Origin of the sequence: Sporosarcina jeotgali, assembly GCF_033304595.1 — a bacterium.
In the GTDB taxonomy this organism is placed as follows: Bacteria; Bacillota; Bacilli; order Bacillales_A; family Planococcaceae; genus Sporosarcina; species Sporosarcina jeotgali.
Genome location: NZ_CP116341.1, coordinates 39,685 through 54,736 on the forward strand (window position 1 = coordinate 39,685; position 15,052 = coordinate 54,736).

The 15,052-nt window shown below is 42.8% G+C and carries 17 protein-coding genes and 1 riboswitch; of the genes, 16 read left to right on the forward strand and 1 reads right to left on the reverse strand.

Annotation, left to right across the window (positions count from 1 at the left end; translation table 11 throughout):
* Positions 1–3 precede the first annotated feature (3 nt).
* The 4 genes from yabA to rsmI all read left to right on the forward strand — a co-directional run bounded on the left by yabA (position 4) and on the right by rsmI (position 2,311).
* A complete protein-coding gene (gene yabA, locus PGH26_RS00225) occupies positions 4–357 on the forward strand; it encodes a DNA replication initiation control protein YabA (RefSeq protein WP_323692060.1) in 354 nt (117 codons plus the stop codon).
* A gap of 79 nt (positions 358–436) precedes the next feature.
* Entirely contained in the window at positions 437–1,189 is a 753-nt protein-coding gene (locus PGH26_RS00230; RefSeq protein WP_323692061.1) for a tRNA1(Val) (adenine(37)-N6)-methyltransferase, read from the forward strand.
* Positions 1,173–1,442, forward strand: a complete 270-nt coding sequence (locus PGH26_RS00235; protein ID WP_323692062.1) for a GIY-YIG nuclease family protein — start codon at positions 1,173–1,175, stop codon at positions 1,440–1,442. The genes PGH26_RS00230 and PGH26_RS00235 overlap by 17 nt, the downstream gene beginning before the upstream one ends.
* Positions 1,439–2,311, forward strand: a complete 873-nt coding sequence (gene rsmI / locus PGH26_RS00240) for a 16S rRNA (cytidine(1402)-2'-O)-methyltransferase (RefSeq protein WP_323692063.1) — start codon at positions 1,439–1,441, stop codon at positions 2,309–2,311. The genes PGH26_RS00235 and rsmI overlap by 4 nt, the downstream gene beginning before the upstream one ends.
* Before the next feature lie 58 nt (positions 2,312–2,369).
* On the opposite strand, the gene abrB is transcribed toward rsmI, so the two are convergent.
* On the reverse strand, positions 2,370–2,645 hold the full coding sequence (gene abrB / locus PGH26_RS00245) for a transition state genes transcriptional regulator AbrB (protein ID WP_025783670.1): 276 nt from the start codon (positions 2,643–2,645) through the stop codon (positions 2,370–2,372).
* A gap of 296 nt (positions 2,646–2,941) precedes the next feature.
* A riboswitch (SAM riboswitch) is annotated at positions 2,942–3,054 on the forward strand.
* 147 nt (positions 3,055–3,201) lie between these two features.
* Here abrB and PGH26_RS00250 point away from each other — a divergent pair.
* The 12 genes from PGH26_RS00250 to ispE all read left to right on the forward strand — a co-directional run bounded on the left by PGH26_RS00250 (position 3,202) and on the right by ispE (position 15,009).
* Entirely contained in the window at positions 3,202–4,227 is a 1,026-nt protein-coding gene (locus PGH26_RS00250; RefSeq protein WP_323692064.1) for a methionine ABC transporter ATP-binding protein, read from the forward strand.
* The gene (locus PGH26_RS00255) at positions 4,217–4,879 is read left to right on the forward strand and encodes a methionine ABC transporter permease (protein ID WP_323692065.1); all 663 of its coding nucleotides are present in this window, start codon (positions 4,217–4,219) and stop codon (positions 4,877–4,879) included. Before PGH26_RS00250 ends, PGH26_RS00255 begins: the two co-directional genes overlap by 11 nt.
* Before the next feature lie 36 nt (positions 4,880–4,915).
* Positions 4,916–5,773, forward strand: a complete 858-nt coding sequence (locus PGH26_RS00260; protein ID WP_323692066.1) for a MetQ/NlpA family ABC transporter substrate-binding protein — start codon at positions 4,916–4,918, stop codon at positions 5,771–5,773.
* Positions 5,774–5,788: 15 nt separating this feature from the next.
* Complete coding sequence (locus tag PGH26_RS00265; protein WP_323692067.1) at positions 5,789–6,988, forward strand: M20 family metallopeptidase; 1,200 nt, start codon at positions 5,789–5,791, stop codon at positions 6,986–6,988.
* 331 nt (positions 6,989–7,319) lie between these two features.
* On the forward strand, positions 7,320–9,287 hold the full coding sequence (metG, locus tag PGH26_RS00270) for a methionine--tRNA ligase (protein ID WP_323692068.1): 1,968 nt from the start codon (positions 7,320–7,322) through the stop codon (positions 9,285–9,287).
* A gap of 123 nt (positions 9,288–9,410) precedes the next feature.
* Positions 9,411–10,178: a TatD family hydrolase gene (locus PGH26_RS00275; RefSeq protein ID WP_323692069.1), complete on the forward strand. Its 768-nt coding sequence runs from the start codon at positions 9,411–9,413 to the stop codon at positions 10,176–10,178.
* A gap of 135 nt (positions 10,179–10,313) precedes the next feature.
* A complete protein-coding gene (locus PGH26_RS00280) occupies positions 10,314–11,564 on the forward strand; it encodes a resuscitation-promoting factor (protein ID WP_323692070.1) in 1,251 nt (416 codons plus the stop codon).
* Between the two features lie 205 nt (positions 11,565–11,769).
* Entirely contained in the window at positions 11,770–12,330 is a 561-nt protein-coding gene (gene rnmV, locus PGH26_RS00285) for a ribonuclease M5 (RefSeq protein WP_323692071.1), read from the forward strand.
* Positions 12,324–13,214: a 16S rRNA (adenine(1518)-N(6)/adenine(1519)-N(6))-dimethyltransferase RsmA gene (gene rsmA / locus PGH26_RS00290; protein ID WP_323692072.1), complete on the forward strand. Its 891-nt coding sequence runs from the start codon at positions 12,324–12,326 to the stop codon at positions 13,212–13,214. The genes rnmV and rsmA overlap by 7 nt, the downstream gene beginning before the upstream one ends.
* A gap of 163 nt (positions 13,215–13,377) precedes the next feature.
* Positions 13,378–13,644: a biofilm formation stimulator Veg gene (gene veg, locus PGH26_RS00295; protein ID WP_025783693.1), complete on the forward strand. Its 267-nt coding sequence runs from the start codon at positions 13,378–13,380 to the stop codon at positions 13,642–13,644.
* A 124-nt stretch (positions 13,645–13,768) separates the two neighbouring features.
* A complete protein-coding gene (locus PGH26_RS00300; RefSeq protein WP_323692073.1) occupies positions 13,769–13,954 on the forward strand; it encodes a small, acid-soluble spore protein, alpha/beta type in 186 nt (61 codons plus the stop codon).
* Between the two features lie 191 nt (positions 13,955–14,145).
* Positions 14,146–15,009 carry a 4-(cytidine 5'-diphospho)-2-C-methyl-D-erythritol kinase gene (gene ispE / locus PGH26_RS00305; protein WP_323693434.1) on the forward strand — a complete coding sequence of 288 codons (864 nt, stop codon included), beginning with the start codon at positions 14,146–14,148 and terminating at the stop codon, positions 15,007–15,009.
* The last annotated feature ends 43 nt before the right edge of the window (positions 15,010–15,052 follow it).

Sequence of the window (15,052 nt, forward strand, 5' to 3'; positions counted from 1 at the left end):
AAGTTGAAAGAAGGGAACTTTCTCGATAAGGTAATCGAATACGAACAACAACTCGACTCTATGCATAAGCAATTCCGTGAAATAATCGGTTTTGTTGCCAAGATGACGGAAGAAAACCATTCACTTCAACTTGAGAATCATCATCTGCGCGCACGTTTAGACGAGTTGGATTTACAAGCTGCTGCTGATAAAAAAACCGCAGAACGATCGCAACGGGCAGACGTTGGCGAAGGCGTAGACAATTTGGCTCGCATTTATAATGAGGGATTCCATGTATGCAATGTCCATTATGGAAGCACGCGTAAAGGTGAGGATTGCCTGTTTTGTCTCTCGTTTCTAAGTAAACAAAATTTGTGAATTTTAGCCGATCCCTATCTTTCTAGGTGTCGGCTTTTCTATATATTGAAGTAACTATTATTTATTAAAGGAGTACCTGATGGAACCAATCGAATTACGGGGTGACGAACGCCTCGATTACTTACTTGCTGAAGACTTGCGAATTATTCAAAGCCCCTCTGTTTTCTCATTTTCTTTAGATGCTGTACTGCTGGCCCGATTTGCGTACATGCCGATTCGACGCGGAAAGGTTGTTGACTTGTGTGCTGGAAATGGGGCAATTCCACTGTTCTTAAGTGCTCGAACTTCAGCCGATATTATAGCCGTGGAGCTGCAGGAACAACTCGCTGATATGGCAAGTCGCAGTATTGCTTATAATCAGCTGGACCAGCAAATTACAATGCTTTGCGATGATGTCATCGGGATCGCCGCAAAAATTGGATTTGACCAATATGATGTCGTGACATGCAATCCGCCTTACTTTAAAGCGTATGAAAATAGTGAACAAAATCAAAAAGAACCACTGACAATTGCGCGGCACGAAGTAAAATTGACGCTGGACCAGGCGGTGCGTTCTGCGAGTGAGTTACTGAAGCAAGGCGGGAAGGCAGCATTTGTCCATCGTCCAGGAAGATTATTGGATATCATCACGTCGATGAGAGCGAATCGGCTGGAGCCGAAGCGTATTCAATTTATTTATCCGAAAGAAGGAAAAGAAGCAAATACGCTGCTAATTGAAGGAACCAAAGATGGAAAGCCTGATTTGAAAATACTTCCCCCGTTATATGTCTATCAATCAGACGGTACGTATACTGAAGAAGTGAGGCAGCTATTGTATGGAACAGAAGAATGATCACCTGTTTTACGTACTTGAATGTAAAGATGGCTCTTATTATGGTGGATACACGACAGATTTAGATCGAAGGGTTGCCGCGCATAACTCAGGTAAAGGGGCAAAATACACGCGGGCAAGAAGGCCTGTTCGTTGTATTCATCATGAAAATTTTGAAACAAAGCGGGAAGCGATGCAAGCGGAGTATCGCTTCAAACAGTTGACCCGACCCGCGAAAGAACGGTATTTGAAACTGGAGGAGGCAGACGAATGATCACACAAAAAAGCGCAGAATGTGTAAACGGTGTCCTGTATTTAGTCGGTACACCAATTGGAAATTTAGAAGATATGAGTTATCGGGCAATCCGCATTTTAAAAGAGGCAGATATGATTGCAGCCGAGGATACGAGGAATACAGTGAAGTTGTCCAATCACTTTGAAATCGATACGCCATTCATGAGTTACCATGAACACAATCTGGAAGCAGGCGGAAGAAAAATATTAGAACTGCTGGCAGAAGGGAAGACTGTTGCGCTTGTGAGCGATGCCGGGATGCCTTGTATTTCAGATCCCGGAGCTGATATTGCTGAAAAAGCGATTGCAGAGGGATACGCAGTTGTACCTGTACCTGGACCCAATGCTGCAATTAGTGCTCTCGTCGCGTCGGGAATTCCAGCGCAGCCTTTTTTATTTTTTGGATTTTTAGATAGACAAAAGAAAAAACGACGCCTTCAGCTGGAGTCGCTGCAGAACCGTCAGGAAACTTTGCTTTTCTACGAGGCACCGCATCGACTGAAAGAAACGTTGCGTGCATTGAAAGAACAATTTGGACCAGACCGCAGGATTACTCTCGCTAGAGAACTGACGAAACGATACGAAGAGTTTGTAAGAGGCACAATTGATGAGGCGCTTACCTGGGCGGAGTCCACTGAAATTCGTGGAGAGTTTTGCATAGTTGTAGAAGGTATTGATGAGATGGAAGCTGTGGTTGAAGAAGAGTGGTGGAGTTCACTAACTTCGGTTGAACATGTTGAACAATTGATGGAAGAAAAAGGGTATACCTCAAAAGAGGCAATCCGTGAAGCCGCAGCAGATCGGGGTGTCACTAAACGTGAAGTGTACCAAGCGTATCATGTAGAGTAAAAAAATAACATCTGGTCTTTTTTAAAAGGCCAGATGTTATTGAAATAAAATTATTAAATCAAGACATTTTGTCTTCAATTTCAGCGATTAGCTGCTTAGCACCTTCAGGACTGAGGATTAATTTACCATCGATCAATGTTAAATTGTCATCTGACACTTCTCCAGTAACTGAACATGTCATATTAGGCATGTATTTCTTCAAGATGATTTTATCATCATCCACATAGATTTCCAGCGCGTCTTTTTGAGCTATGCCGAGTGTCCGACGCAGTTCGATAGGGATAACTACACGGCCGAGTTCGTCGACCTTACGTACGATTCCAGTAGATTTCATAGCGGGTTTCCTCCTAAAAGATAATAGTCATTCGTCAGATTTCGACATTTTTCTCTTGTCTGTCTATTATCATACCAAGTCTTCCATTTAACGTCAATAGAGAAGAACGGAAACTATGCAATGAATAATAGATACATGAAAAACGCACATAATGATGAATGATAGTTGCAGATTTGAGATAGAAAGAACGTGTCTTACATAAATCTTTCAAAAAATTAAAAAGAGGTTGACTTCCCGTGTTAGTCACTTTATAGTTAGGAACAATTCTTGCGACAATCGAATAGCAATACATCACTTTCTTATCCAGAGAGATCGAGGGGCAGGCCCTATGACATCTCGGCAGCGGGTTCATTACACGTGAACACTGTGCCAATTCCTGCAAATGCGTCATGCATTTGGAAGATGAGAACTGAGATGGTTTCACTTAACATTGAAGCCTTCTTTTTTCTCGTTTTATAGAGAAAAAAGAAGGCTTTTTCCGTTCAATCAAAAGAAAGTTCGATGACTGCGCTCGTTGCTGCACAGAATGATTTCACTAAGGAATGGAGGGTTCAGCGTGATTGAATTTAAACAGGCAGCTAAAACATTTCAAATCGGAAAGCGCAAAGTAACGGCTGTTAATAATGTGAGTTTGTCCGTTGCACAAGGAGAGATTTTTGGCATCATCGGGTTTAGCGGCGCGGGGAAGAGCACATTATTGCGCCTCGTTAATATGCTGGAGCGTCCAACCACTGGCTCAATTCAAGTCCAAGGTGTAGACCTCGCCTCTCTTTCTCAAAAAGATCTAAGAAAGCTTAGGCGCCGAATCGGAATGATCTTTCAGAACTTTAATCTGTTTACTTCCCGCACGGTTGCAGGAAATGTGGCATACCCGCTTAAACTAGGGGGCGTACCTAAAAAAGAAATTTCTGCGCGGGTAGCAGAACTATTGGACTTTGTCGGACTGTCTGATAAAGCGAATGATTACCCCGAACAACTTTCAGGCGGTCAAAAGCAGCGCGTAGGAATTGCAAGAGCATTGGCAACTTCGCCAGATATTTTGATCTGCGATGAGGCAACGTCCGCCTTAGACCCAGACACGACAGCCGATATTCTTAGACTCTTAAAAAAAGTGAACAAGGAACTGGGAATCACGATTTTATTGATCACACATGAGATGCACGTTATTCAAGAAATATGTGATCGTGTCGCTGTGATGGAGGACGGAGAAGTAATTGAGACAGGGTCTGTATTCGACACATTTACAAATCCGCAGCATCCGACTACGCAGCGATTCATTCAATCGATCCAGCAGGATCTTCCCTCTGATACATTGCTTCAAGAGTGGCGTGCAAAGGGAGGGAGAAAACTGTATCGTGTCATTTTTAAAGGAGAGATAGCAAGTGATCCAGTTCTTTCAAGGCTCACACAGCAATTTGGAGTGAATTTCAATATTGTGTACGGGTCCATTCGTGAACTGCAAGAGAAGTTTTTCGGGAATTTGTTAGTTTCATTTGACGGGGATGAGCGTTCCGTAGATTCGCTGCTTGCTGCATTGAAAGAAACCGTGGAAATTGAGGAGGTTGCTGTACATGAAAGTTGATTGGACCACATTTTGGCCCAGAATTATAGAGTCTACGGGCGAGACGGTTCTAATGGTCATTGCAACGCTCGTCTTTGGCTCGATTTTGGGAATCAGTATCGGCTTACTGCTTTACGTAACGAGAAAAGGAAACATTTTAGAGAAGCAATGGGTGTTTCAAACGTTGAATATCCTTATCAATATCATACGTCCAATTCCATTCATCATATTTCTTGTTGCATTAAGTCCTGTTACACGAGCGGTTGTAGGTTCCACAATCGGAACGTGGGCAGCAATCTTTCCAATGACAATCGCAGCCTCATTTGGAATCGCCAGGATTGTAGAAAATAATTTAGTCGGAATAGAACCCGGCGTGGTAGAAGCAGCTAAAGCAATGGGAGCGAGCCCTTTGCAAATCATATTTACAGTTCTCATACGGGAGGCTCTGGGTCCTCTGATCCTTGGTTTGACATTCGTAACGATTAGTTTGATAGATTTCTCTGCAATGGCCGGTACTGTTGGCGGGGGAGGATTGGGACACGTCGCTATGACATACGGATATCAGCGTTTTGATGGAAGTGTCATGCTGGTTACAGTAGTGATTCTGATAATCCTAGTCCAAGTAGCTCAATGGATAGGAAACACGTTTTCAAGAAAAGTTATGAGACGCTAGCCTGTTAGTTAACCCGCAAATGGAGGAGATTATAAAATGAAAAAAGTACTTATCTATTTAGGAACTGCCTTACTTTTACTGACGCTCGGAGCTTGCAGCCAAAAGACATCGGGAGAAGAAAACGATTCGAAAAAAGTGAGAATTGGTGTGACAGGATCAGACGGTGAAGTATGGCCGATCCTTAAGGAGAAAGCCGAAGCAGAAGGAATTGAAATTGAACTCATTGAGTTTGCCGATTACACTTTACCGAACCAAGCACTGGCAAACGGAGATATTGACTTGAACTCCTTCCAGCACATTGCATTCTTAAGTCAGTTCACCAAAGAAAATAATGCAGACTTAACACCAATTGGCGCCACAATCATTGCACCGATGGGGATTTACTCAGAAAAGCTGAAGTCTATTGATGATATTGAAGATGGAGCACGTATCGCAATTCCAGATGATCCATCTAACCAGGCACGTGCTTTGAAGTTACTGGAATCGGCGGGCTTGATTAAACTGGCAGATGATTTCGGATTATTCGGAGATCCTTCAAAGATTGTCAAAAATCCTAAGAACCTCGACATTTATCCAATAGTAGCTCAGCAAACTCCACGCGTACTGCCGGATGTTGCGGCTTCCATCATTAATAATGGAGTCGCTGGACAAGCAGGTTTTGATCCGGTGAAAGATCCTATCTATTTAGAAGACAGCGATGACGACAATACATTGCCCTATGTCAACATCTTTGCAACGAGAACTGCGGATGAAAACAATGAGACGTATTTACGGATTGTCGAATTGTATCACGATGAAGACGTGAAAAAAGCGGTTGAGACAGATACAAATGGCGGCTCTGTCGTAGTTGATATTTCTAAGGAAGAATTACTGAATGTCTATAAAGGACTATAAGGGAGGAAAACTATTATGAGCACAATTATTTCTAATCGAGATGTTATTTTAAATTCCATTGAATCGAACCGGGATCTATACATTCAAACGAGTCAAGTAATCCATGCAACTCCTGAAATCGGAAACCAGGAATTCTTTGCTAGTAAGAAGCATGTTGAGCTATTAAAAAGTGAAGGGTTTGAGGTTACAACAGCAGTTGCAGGTCATGAAACTTCCTTTTACGCAGTGAAAGACAGCGGAGTTCCAGGGCCGACTATCGCGTTCCTTGCCGAGTATGATGCACTTCCAGGATTAGGCCACGCATGCGGTCACAATATTATTGGCACAACTAGTGTTGCTGCGGGTATTGCTTGTTCCAAAATACTATCCGAGAGTGGGGGACGGATCATTGTGCTGGGCACGCCTGCTGAAGAAGGCGGTCCGAACGGCAGTGCAAAAGGCAGTTTTGTCAGACACGGCTATTTAAAAGGTGTCGACACAGCACTTATGATTCATCCATCCGGGAAAACGGCATTGACGAGTGAGACATTAGCTGTTGACCCGCTAGACTTCCATTTCTACGGAAAGCCTGCACATGCGTCAGGATCACCTGAAAAAGGGATCAATGCATTGGACTCGGTTATTCAACTCTTTACGGGAATCAATGCACTCCGCCAGCAGCTCCCGTCGGACGTGAGAATTCACGGCATCATTACACACGGGGGAGATGCCCCTAATATAATCCCGGAATATGCATCTGCACGATTTTTCATCCGGGCGGATACATGGGCAAAAACCGAGGAAACTTCTGCTAAGGTTCGAGCTATAGCTGAAGGTGCAGCGCTCGCAACAGGAGCTAAAGTTGACATAAAACGATTCCAAAATGAAGTAAAAGATTTTGTATTGAACTCTGTATTAGACGCGACTTTGCGTGAAGAATTAGAAGCAGCTGGTGAAATCGTGCATACAGAAAAGAGAACAGGCAAAGGATCTACGGATGCTGGAAATATTAGCTACGAGGTCCCGACCGCGCATCCTTATATAAAGATTGGCCCGGATGACTTGGTTGCCCATACGGATGAATTTAGAGAAGCCGCAAAGTCATCTGTTGGTGATGAAGCACTTATCACAGGGGCAAAGGTGCTGGCGTCAACTGGTTATAGACTGCTGACAGACGCTGAGCTATTGCATCGTGTGAAAAAAGAATACGAAAAAAGTTTAGATGAGAAAAAGTAAGATTAGTAATATGAAATTCTTCTACTATATTATCTTAAACCTAACAAACAGCTTATACTTCCTGACTAAGAGGGAGTATAAGCTGTTTTTAACTTGGAGATAGTTATATTATAGAAGTAAAGTGGAATTCGATGTCGGCTTCGATAAAGAATTGGACATCCGCGTTAACCGAGAACTATAGTTAAAAGAATAGTATTTTAAGAACACCATAACTTTTAATGCAGATAAGATCTTTTGTAAAATCGATCTACTCATTACACACCTCACCATAGCTAAATGTTCAGAAGTTCGATAAAATGAGGTAATCGATAAGGGTACAGGAGGAATTGCAGTGGCTGAACAGAAAAAAACATTTTATATTACAACACCGATTTATTATCCAAGTGGCAAGTTCCATATCGGCACGGCGTATACAACAGTCGCTTCCGATGCGATGGCACGATACAAGCGTCTTCGCGGGTACGATGTTCGATTCCTGACGGGAATGGACGAGCACGGGCAAAAGATTCAAGAAAAAGCAGAAGAAGCCGGCCGCCCTCCTCAGGAATACGTCAACGATATAGCGGACTATGCAAAACGCATATGGAAGCTGATGGACATTACGTACGATGACTTCATTCAAACGACCGAAGAGCGTCATAAAAATGCGGTCCAGAAGATTTTTCAAAAGTTTCTCGATAATGGAGATATCTATAAAGGGGAATATGAGGGGTGGAAGTGTATTCCTTGCGAATCCTATTTCACTGAAGCGCAGCTGGTAGATGGTAATTGTCCGGACTGCGGACGTCCAGTGGAGCGTGTCGCTGAAGAATCTTATTTCTTTAATATGAAGAAATATTCAGATCGTCTTCTTCAATATTACGAAGATAATCCGGGATTCATCGAGCCGGAATCACGTAAAAATGAAATGATCAATAATTTCATTAAACCGGGTCTGGAAGACTTATCCGTGTCCCGCGTTTCCTTCGACTGGGGCATTAAAGTTCCGGGAGATCCGAAGCATGTCATATACGTTTGGGTGGATGCCTTAACGAATTACATTACGTCACTTGGCTACTTGTCAGATGACGACTCATTATTTAACAAATACTGGCCAGCTGACGTGCAAGTAGTTGGTAAAGATATCGTTCGTTTCCACACGATTTACTGGCCGATTTTCTTGATGGCGTTAGACTTGCCGCTGCCGAAGAAAGTCTTTGCACATGGATTCATCATGATGAAGGACGGTAAGATGTCCAAGTCTAAAGGAAATGTTGTCTATCCAGACATGCTCGTTGAACGTTTTGGTTTAGACGCAACTCGTTACTTCTTATTGCGTGAACTTCCGTTTGGTCAAGATGGAACATTTTCTCCCGAATCATTCGTAGAACGCACGAATTATGATTTAGCGAATGATTTAGGAAACTTGTTGAACCGATCCGTTTCGATGATCAACAAATACTTTGATGGTATTGTGCCTGTAGAACTTGCAGAGCCAACGGAATTCGATGAAAGTTTACGGGCAACAATGACATCGACTGTACAAAAGTATGAAGAGTCTCTTGAGAAAATGCAGTTCAGTATCGTTCTTTCAGAGCTATGGACACTGGTATCACGGACAAATAAATACATTGACGAAACAGCGCCCTGGGTTCTTGCAAAAGAAGAAGCAGATCGCGGGAAACTGGCGTCAGTAATGGTCCACTTAGTCCAATCATTACGACATATTGCCGTTATGCTGCAGCCATTCATGCCTGAGTCTCCTAAGAAGATTATAGAACAACTTGGATTGGACAAATCACGATTGGCTTGGGATACATTAGGTGATTTCAATACCATTCCGGAAAATACAAAAGTGATTGAAAAGGGTGTACCGATTTTCCCTAGACTGGAAAACGACGTTGAAATTCAATATATCAAAGAACAAATGGCGATTACGGCTCCGAAAGAGTCTGAAAAAGAAGCACCTATAAAGGAACAATCGGAAGAAGAGTCATCAGAAATTACAATAGATGCATTTAATGCGATCGATTTACGTATAGCGACTGTAACCGCATGTGAAAAAATTCCGAAAGCAGATAAGTTATTAAAGCTGCAGGTTGACTTGGGATATGAGCAGCGACAAGTCGTTTCAGGTATTGCTGAACATTACACACCTGACCAATTGGTTGGACAAAAGGTAATTGTTGTAGCAAATTTGAAACCCGTTAAATTGCGCGGAGAATTGTCACAAGGGATGATCTTAGCGGGGACATCAGACGGCGTTCTGAAACTTGCGACAGCAGACGCATCTCTTGCAAATGGATCACGAGTGAAATAATATAGGGCAGCGGCTTTCTTCGGAGAGCCGCTGCTGTCTTTTGTTTGTAACCGTTTTGTAATGAAACTGCGATGTTTATGTAAAGACCGCGAAGTACACTATATCTTATGTGAGGCGAATGAAATGTTAATAGATACACATGTGCATTTAAATGATGATCAGTATGAAGACGATATAGAACAAGTCATTCAGCGAGCGCTTGATACAGGAATTGAGCGAATGGTCGTTGTTGGATTTGATCGGCCCACGATTACAAGAGCCATGGAACTTGCAGAAATGCATAGCTTTATATACGCAGTAGTCGGGTGGCATCCGGTTGATGCGATTGACTGTACAGAAGAAGATCTTCAATGGATCGAAGAACTGGCAGCTCACCCGAAAGTTGTTGGGATTGGTGAAACCGGACTCGATTATCATTGGGATAAGTCACCGAAAGAAGTTCAGCAAGAATTGTTTCGAAAGCAAATACGACTTGCTCAAAAAGTGAAATTACCTGTCATCATTCACAATCGTGATGCAACAGCAGATGTCGTACGAATTTTGCAAGAGGAAGAAGCAGAAATTACGGGTGGTATTATGCATTGCTTTAGTGGAAGTGTAGAAACTGCTAAACAGTGTATTGACATGAACTTTATGATCTCTCTTGGCGGACCCGTCACATTTAAAAATGCTAAGGTGCCAAAACAAGTTGCAACAGAGATACCGTTAGAATATCTGCTTGTAGAAACAGACGCACCATACCTTGCCCCGCATCCGCATCGCGGCAAAAGAAACGAACCTGCATTTGTTGCGCTTGTGGCAGAACAAATCGCGGAACTAAAGGGAATATCACTCGAAGAAGTGGCTGAAACTACTACTCAAAACGCTATGAAACTATTTTCCATCGACTGACTCAAGTGCCGGAAGAATTGCCCATTCCTGGATAGAAGGGGACTTCCGGCATTCCTATGCAGGAAAGTTAGATCGGTTGACAGCGAGAAATTGAGCCTATATAATCAGCCGAGTGAATAAGGAGGAGAATTTTTCATGACGAAACGAACCATGGGAAACCTATTCTTTCAATCATTGAGGTTTAAGAAAATCGCAGCAGGAACAGCAATATTAGCAATTTTTGTTACTGTTCTTTCTCTTGTCGTATATGAAGGTACGAAGAAAAGCATCTTGCTAGAAGCAGGTGGCGAAACATTAGAGTTAAAAACACACGCAAAAACAGTCGAAGACGTACTGGCACAGCGTGATATAGAGATTGGGTCACACGACACAGTCTCACCCTCAGCTGCAACATCTATAAAAGATGGTATGACGATTGATTGGAAACAGGCAAACCCCGTTGCAATAAATATGAATAATGACTCGACGACCATTTGGACAACGAAGTCTACGGTTAAAGATGTACTGACAGAAGCTGGTGTAGAATTGGATGAGCATGATTCAGTTGAACCAAGTTTAGATAGTCATGTCGATAAGAAAAGTGAAATCACGATTGATAAAGCTTTTCAAGTTACGTTGAAAGATGGTAAAAAGTCTACAAAGGTGTGGTCCACTTCGACTACGGTCGCTGACTTTTTAAAGAACGAAAACATCCAATTGAGTGAGTTGGATCGAGTAGAGAGCAACAAGGAGCAAGTATTGCTGCCGAAATCTGTTGTGTCGATTGTTCGTGTGGAAAAGGTCACCGATGTAGTGGAAGAGACGACGGATTTTGACGTGAAAACACGTACTGACGATAGTTTACTGAAAGGTCGAGAAAAAATCGTCCAAGAAGGTAAAAGCGGGAAAGTCAGAAAGAGATTCGAAATCGTCAAAGAAAACGGAAAAGAAGTTTCGCGAAAGCTTATTCGCGAGCATGTTGTCTCGCATCCTAAAGCTAAAGTAGTTTCAGTAGGTTCAAAAGTGGTGATTGCAAGTGCAGCGCCAAAAGCTTCTGCTGTTAAGACTGCATCATCTAAAAAGACGAGTGTTTCACGTGGAAACGGAAATGAGTCTGGAAAAGTGATGTACATGAACGCAACAGCTTACACAGCACATTGCACAGGTTGCAGCGGTATTACAGCTACTGGCATTAACTTGAGTGCTAATCCGAACTTGAAGGTTATTGCAGTAGATCCAAGCGTAATTCCACTAGGTTCAAAAGTATGGGTGGAAGGCTATGGTTATGCAATTGCAGGCGATACTGGCGGTGCTATTAAAGGCAGTCGAATTGACTTGCACGTACCAAATGACGCGGCTGCTAGAAAGTTTGGCAGACGACAAGTAAAAATTAAAGTGTTGAACTGATAGAACTTCGCACAATCATTATAAGCAGTATGCAACAATCCGCATGGCTAAAATTGAGCCATGCGGATTGTTGCGGTCATAGACGTATTCTGTACAACGGCACGTACAGCCGTTAGAATTAAAGAAGAATTGTTTCAGGAAATTATTCATCTGAAACAGAAATCTAAAGCACGCATCCACATACCCTGCAGGAAAGAGGAATACAGTGAATATAAAAGAAGTCATCGTAGTTGAAGGGAAGTCCGATACGATTGCGATTCAACGGGCAACTGGTGCTGACACAATTGAAACCAATGGCTCAGCAGTCGGACAGGAAGCCCTCACTAAAATCCGTCATGCTCAACAAACGCGCGGCGTTATCGTTTTTACGGACCCCGACTATCCAGGAAGAAGAATCCGGGCAATCATCGAGCAGCAAATTCCGGATGTTAAACACGCTTTTTTAACGAGAGATCGTGCGATTGCTAAAAACGGAAAGAAAGTCGGTATTGAGCATGCTACTGATGAAGACATACGCAACGCTCTTCAAGCGGTTTATACAGTCGACACAACTACTATAGAAGAAACACCGCGTGATCTCCTAATTGAAGCTCGCCTAATTGGGCATCCTGAAGCTAAAAAGCGACGCGATCGATTAAGCGAACTTTTAAAAATTGGTCAAGTAAATGGCAAGGGACTTCAAAAACGTCTTGCCATGTTTCGAATTAACGAAGCTGCACTTATGCAGGCGCTTTTAACGATAGACGAGGAGGAACAGGAATGGTGAAAGATATCGCAACCCCTGCACGAACGAAAGAGATATTAGAAAAGCATGGATTTTCCTTTAAAAAAAGTTTGGGGCAGAACTTTCTGATTGATCCAAACATCTTAAAGAACATTATTTATCATGCAGGTATCGATAAACGTTCGGGTGTCATTGAAATTGGGCCAGGAATCGGAGCATTAACGGAGCATATTGCGCGAGCTGCAGGAAAAGTTGTTGCATATGAAATTGATGATCGCTTATTGCCAGTCTTAGAAGACACGCTATCACCCTACACGAACGTCAAGGTCATTCATCAAGACATACTGGACGTCGATTTGAATGCAGCTATCGAAGAGCATTTCTCGGATGTTGACGAAGTGACGGTAGTCGCAAACCTTCCTTACTATGTAACAACGCCAATCATCATGAAGTTTTTAATGGGAAAAGTGCCAATTGAACGAATGGTCATCATGATGCAGCACGAAGTTGCAGATCGCATTACTGCTGTTCCCGGTACAAAAGCGTATGGATCTCTGTCTATTGCTATTCAGTACTATATGGATGCTGAAGTCGCGATGGTTGTACCTAGAACTGTATTCATGCCACAGCCGAATGTAGAGTCAGCAGTCTTAAGATTATCACGAAAAACAGAACCGCCTGCTTCAGTAATTGATGAAGAGTTTCTATTTAAAGTGGCAAGAGGATCTTTCGTACAGCGACGGAAAACCATTCTCAACAATTTGCAGACGTCTCTTCCGCAAGGGAAAGCGAAAAAGGATTTAATCCTGGAGGCACTTTCTAAAGCGAGTATCGATTCGGTGAGAAGAGGGGAAACACTTTCCATTGAAGAATTTGCGAACTTGTCAAATGCTCTATACGAAGAGTTCGGAGCAAGCGAAAAATAAGACATCTTATACTTATGACTATTTTAAGAAAAAAAGAATGTCGAAAGATGAAAATTTGCTATAAAGGGATTGACAAAGCTGAATGCAACCTGTTAAAATTTAAATTTTAATTGACAGAACTTTTTAACTGTGTTATGATTGTATACAGTGAGGTGGAAGCGACGTGCCAAAAACATTAGCGGACATTAAGAAGTCATTGGATGCTCACTTAGGAAAACGTCTGCACCTTCGTGCAAACGGCGGTCGTAAAAAAACGATCGAAAGAGCTGGAATCCTTCGTGACACGTATCGTGCGGTATTTGTAGTGGAACTTGATCAGGACGAAAATGCGTTTGAACGGGTATCATACAGCTATGCGGATATTTTAACTGAAGCAGTTGAAATAACGATACTGGACGGTGGAGACACCACAGCATTTGAGATTAAATAGCACTCTTATCATTTTTTGATTTATTTTTAAACAAAACACCTTTTGCTTTCTTTTGAGAGCAGGAGGTGTTTTTTTATGGTTAGTGTCCATACTACGCGTGTCAGCCAAGAAGGAGGAAACCTGAATGGCGAGAAGAAACGGCGTAATGTCTGAGCAATTAAAAGAGGAAATTGCAAAAGAACTTGGATTTTACGATGTTGTTCAACGTGAAGGTTGGGGAGGCATTAAATCGCGGGATGCAGGTAATATGGTGAAACGCGCAATTGAGATGGCAGGACAAGGGATGGCAGGTAAAGACCGGTCGCAATAATGTTCGTTGAACCCTGTACGACCCAAATCCAACCAATGGCTGACGAAAGGGGCTGTCGCATCGCACACTTTGTGCTTTGCACAGCTCTTTTTTGTGGCTAACATTGTTTTTTTAACGAATCCGGGCAATTTTAAAGCTGCCTATGGTAAAATAGTGAGCAATGAAGTTTGAATGGAGGCAGCCAGATGAGTATGATATCTGAAAAAGCGCCAGCTAAAATAAATTTAACGCTTGATGTCCTGCAAAAACGTCCTGATGGTTTTCATGAAGTTGAAATGATTATGACGACAGTTGACCTAGCAGATCGTATTTGGCTCAAGCCCTTAGATCGTGGCATTACAATCCAATCTTCGGAACGATTTGTACCGAATGATAAACGCAACCTCGCATGGCAGGCGGCAGACATTTTGCGTAAAAAATTTGATATCCGAAGTGGAGTGGAAATCACTCTCGACAAGAATATCCCGGTGGCTGCAGGCTTAGCGGGGGGCAGCTCTGATGCGGCTGCTACTTTACGAGGGTTGAATAGAATGTGGGAACTGGGACTGTCTTTGGACGAGCTGGCAGTGCTCGGTGCAAAGATTGGGTCGGACATTCCGTTTTGTGTATATGGAGGAACCGCTCTTGCTTCCGGCCGGGGGGAGAAAATTCAACACTTATCAGTACCGCCGAATTGTTGGGTGGTTTTAGCCAAACCTCCTATATCCGTGTCAACTGCAGATATTTATGGAGGCCTGGATATCCAAAGTATCCAGCACCCTGACACAGCGGGCATGATGGATGCACTTGCTGCTTCCGACTATGAAATGATGTGTCAGAAGGTAGGGAATGCATTGGAGCCAGTCACGATGAGACTACATCCTCAAGTTAGCGTACTAAAAGAACAAATGCTGAAGTTTGGTGCGGATACAGTATTGATGAGCGGAAGCGGCCCTACAGTGTTTGGTCTTGTTGAACACGAATCGCAAGTTGCACGCATTTATAACGGACTAAAAGGATTTTGTCCGGAAGTGTATGCGGTCCGGATGATGGGGGAACGTATCAATCTTGCTTGAAAACGGACGATTGTGTTAGTCTGAAGGTATAATATTCGGGTTT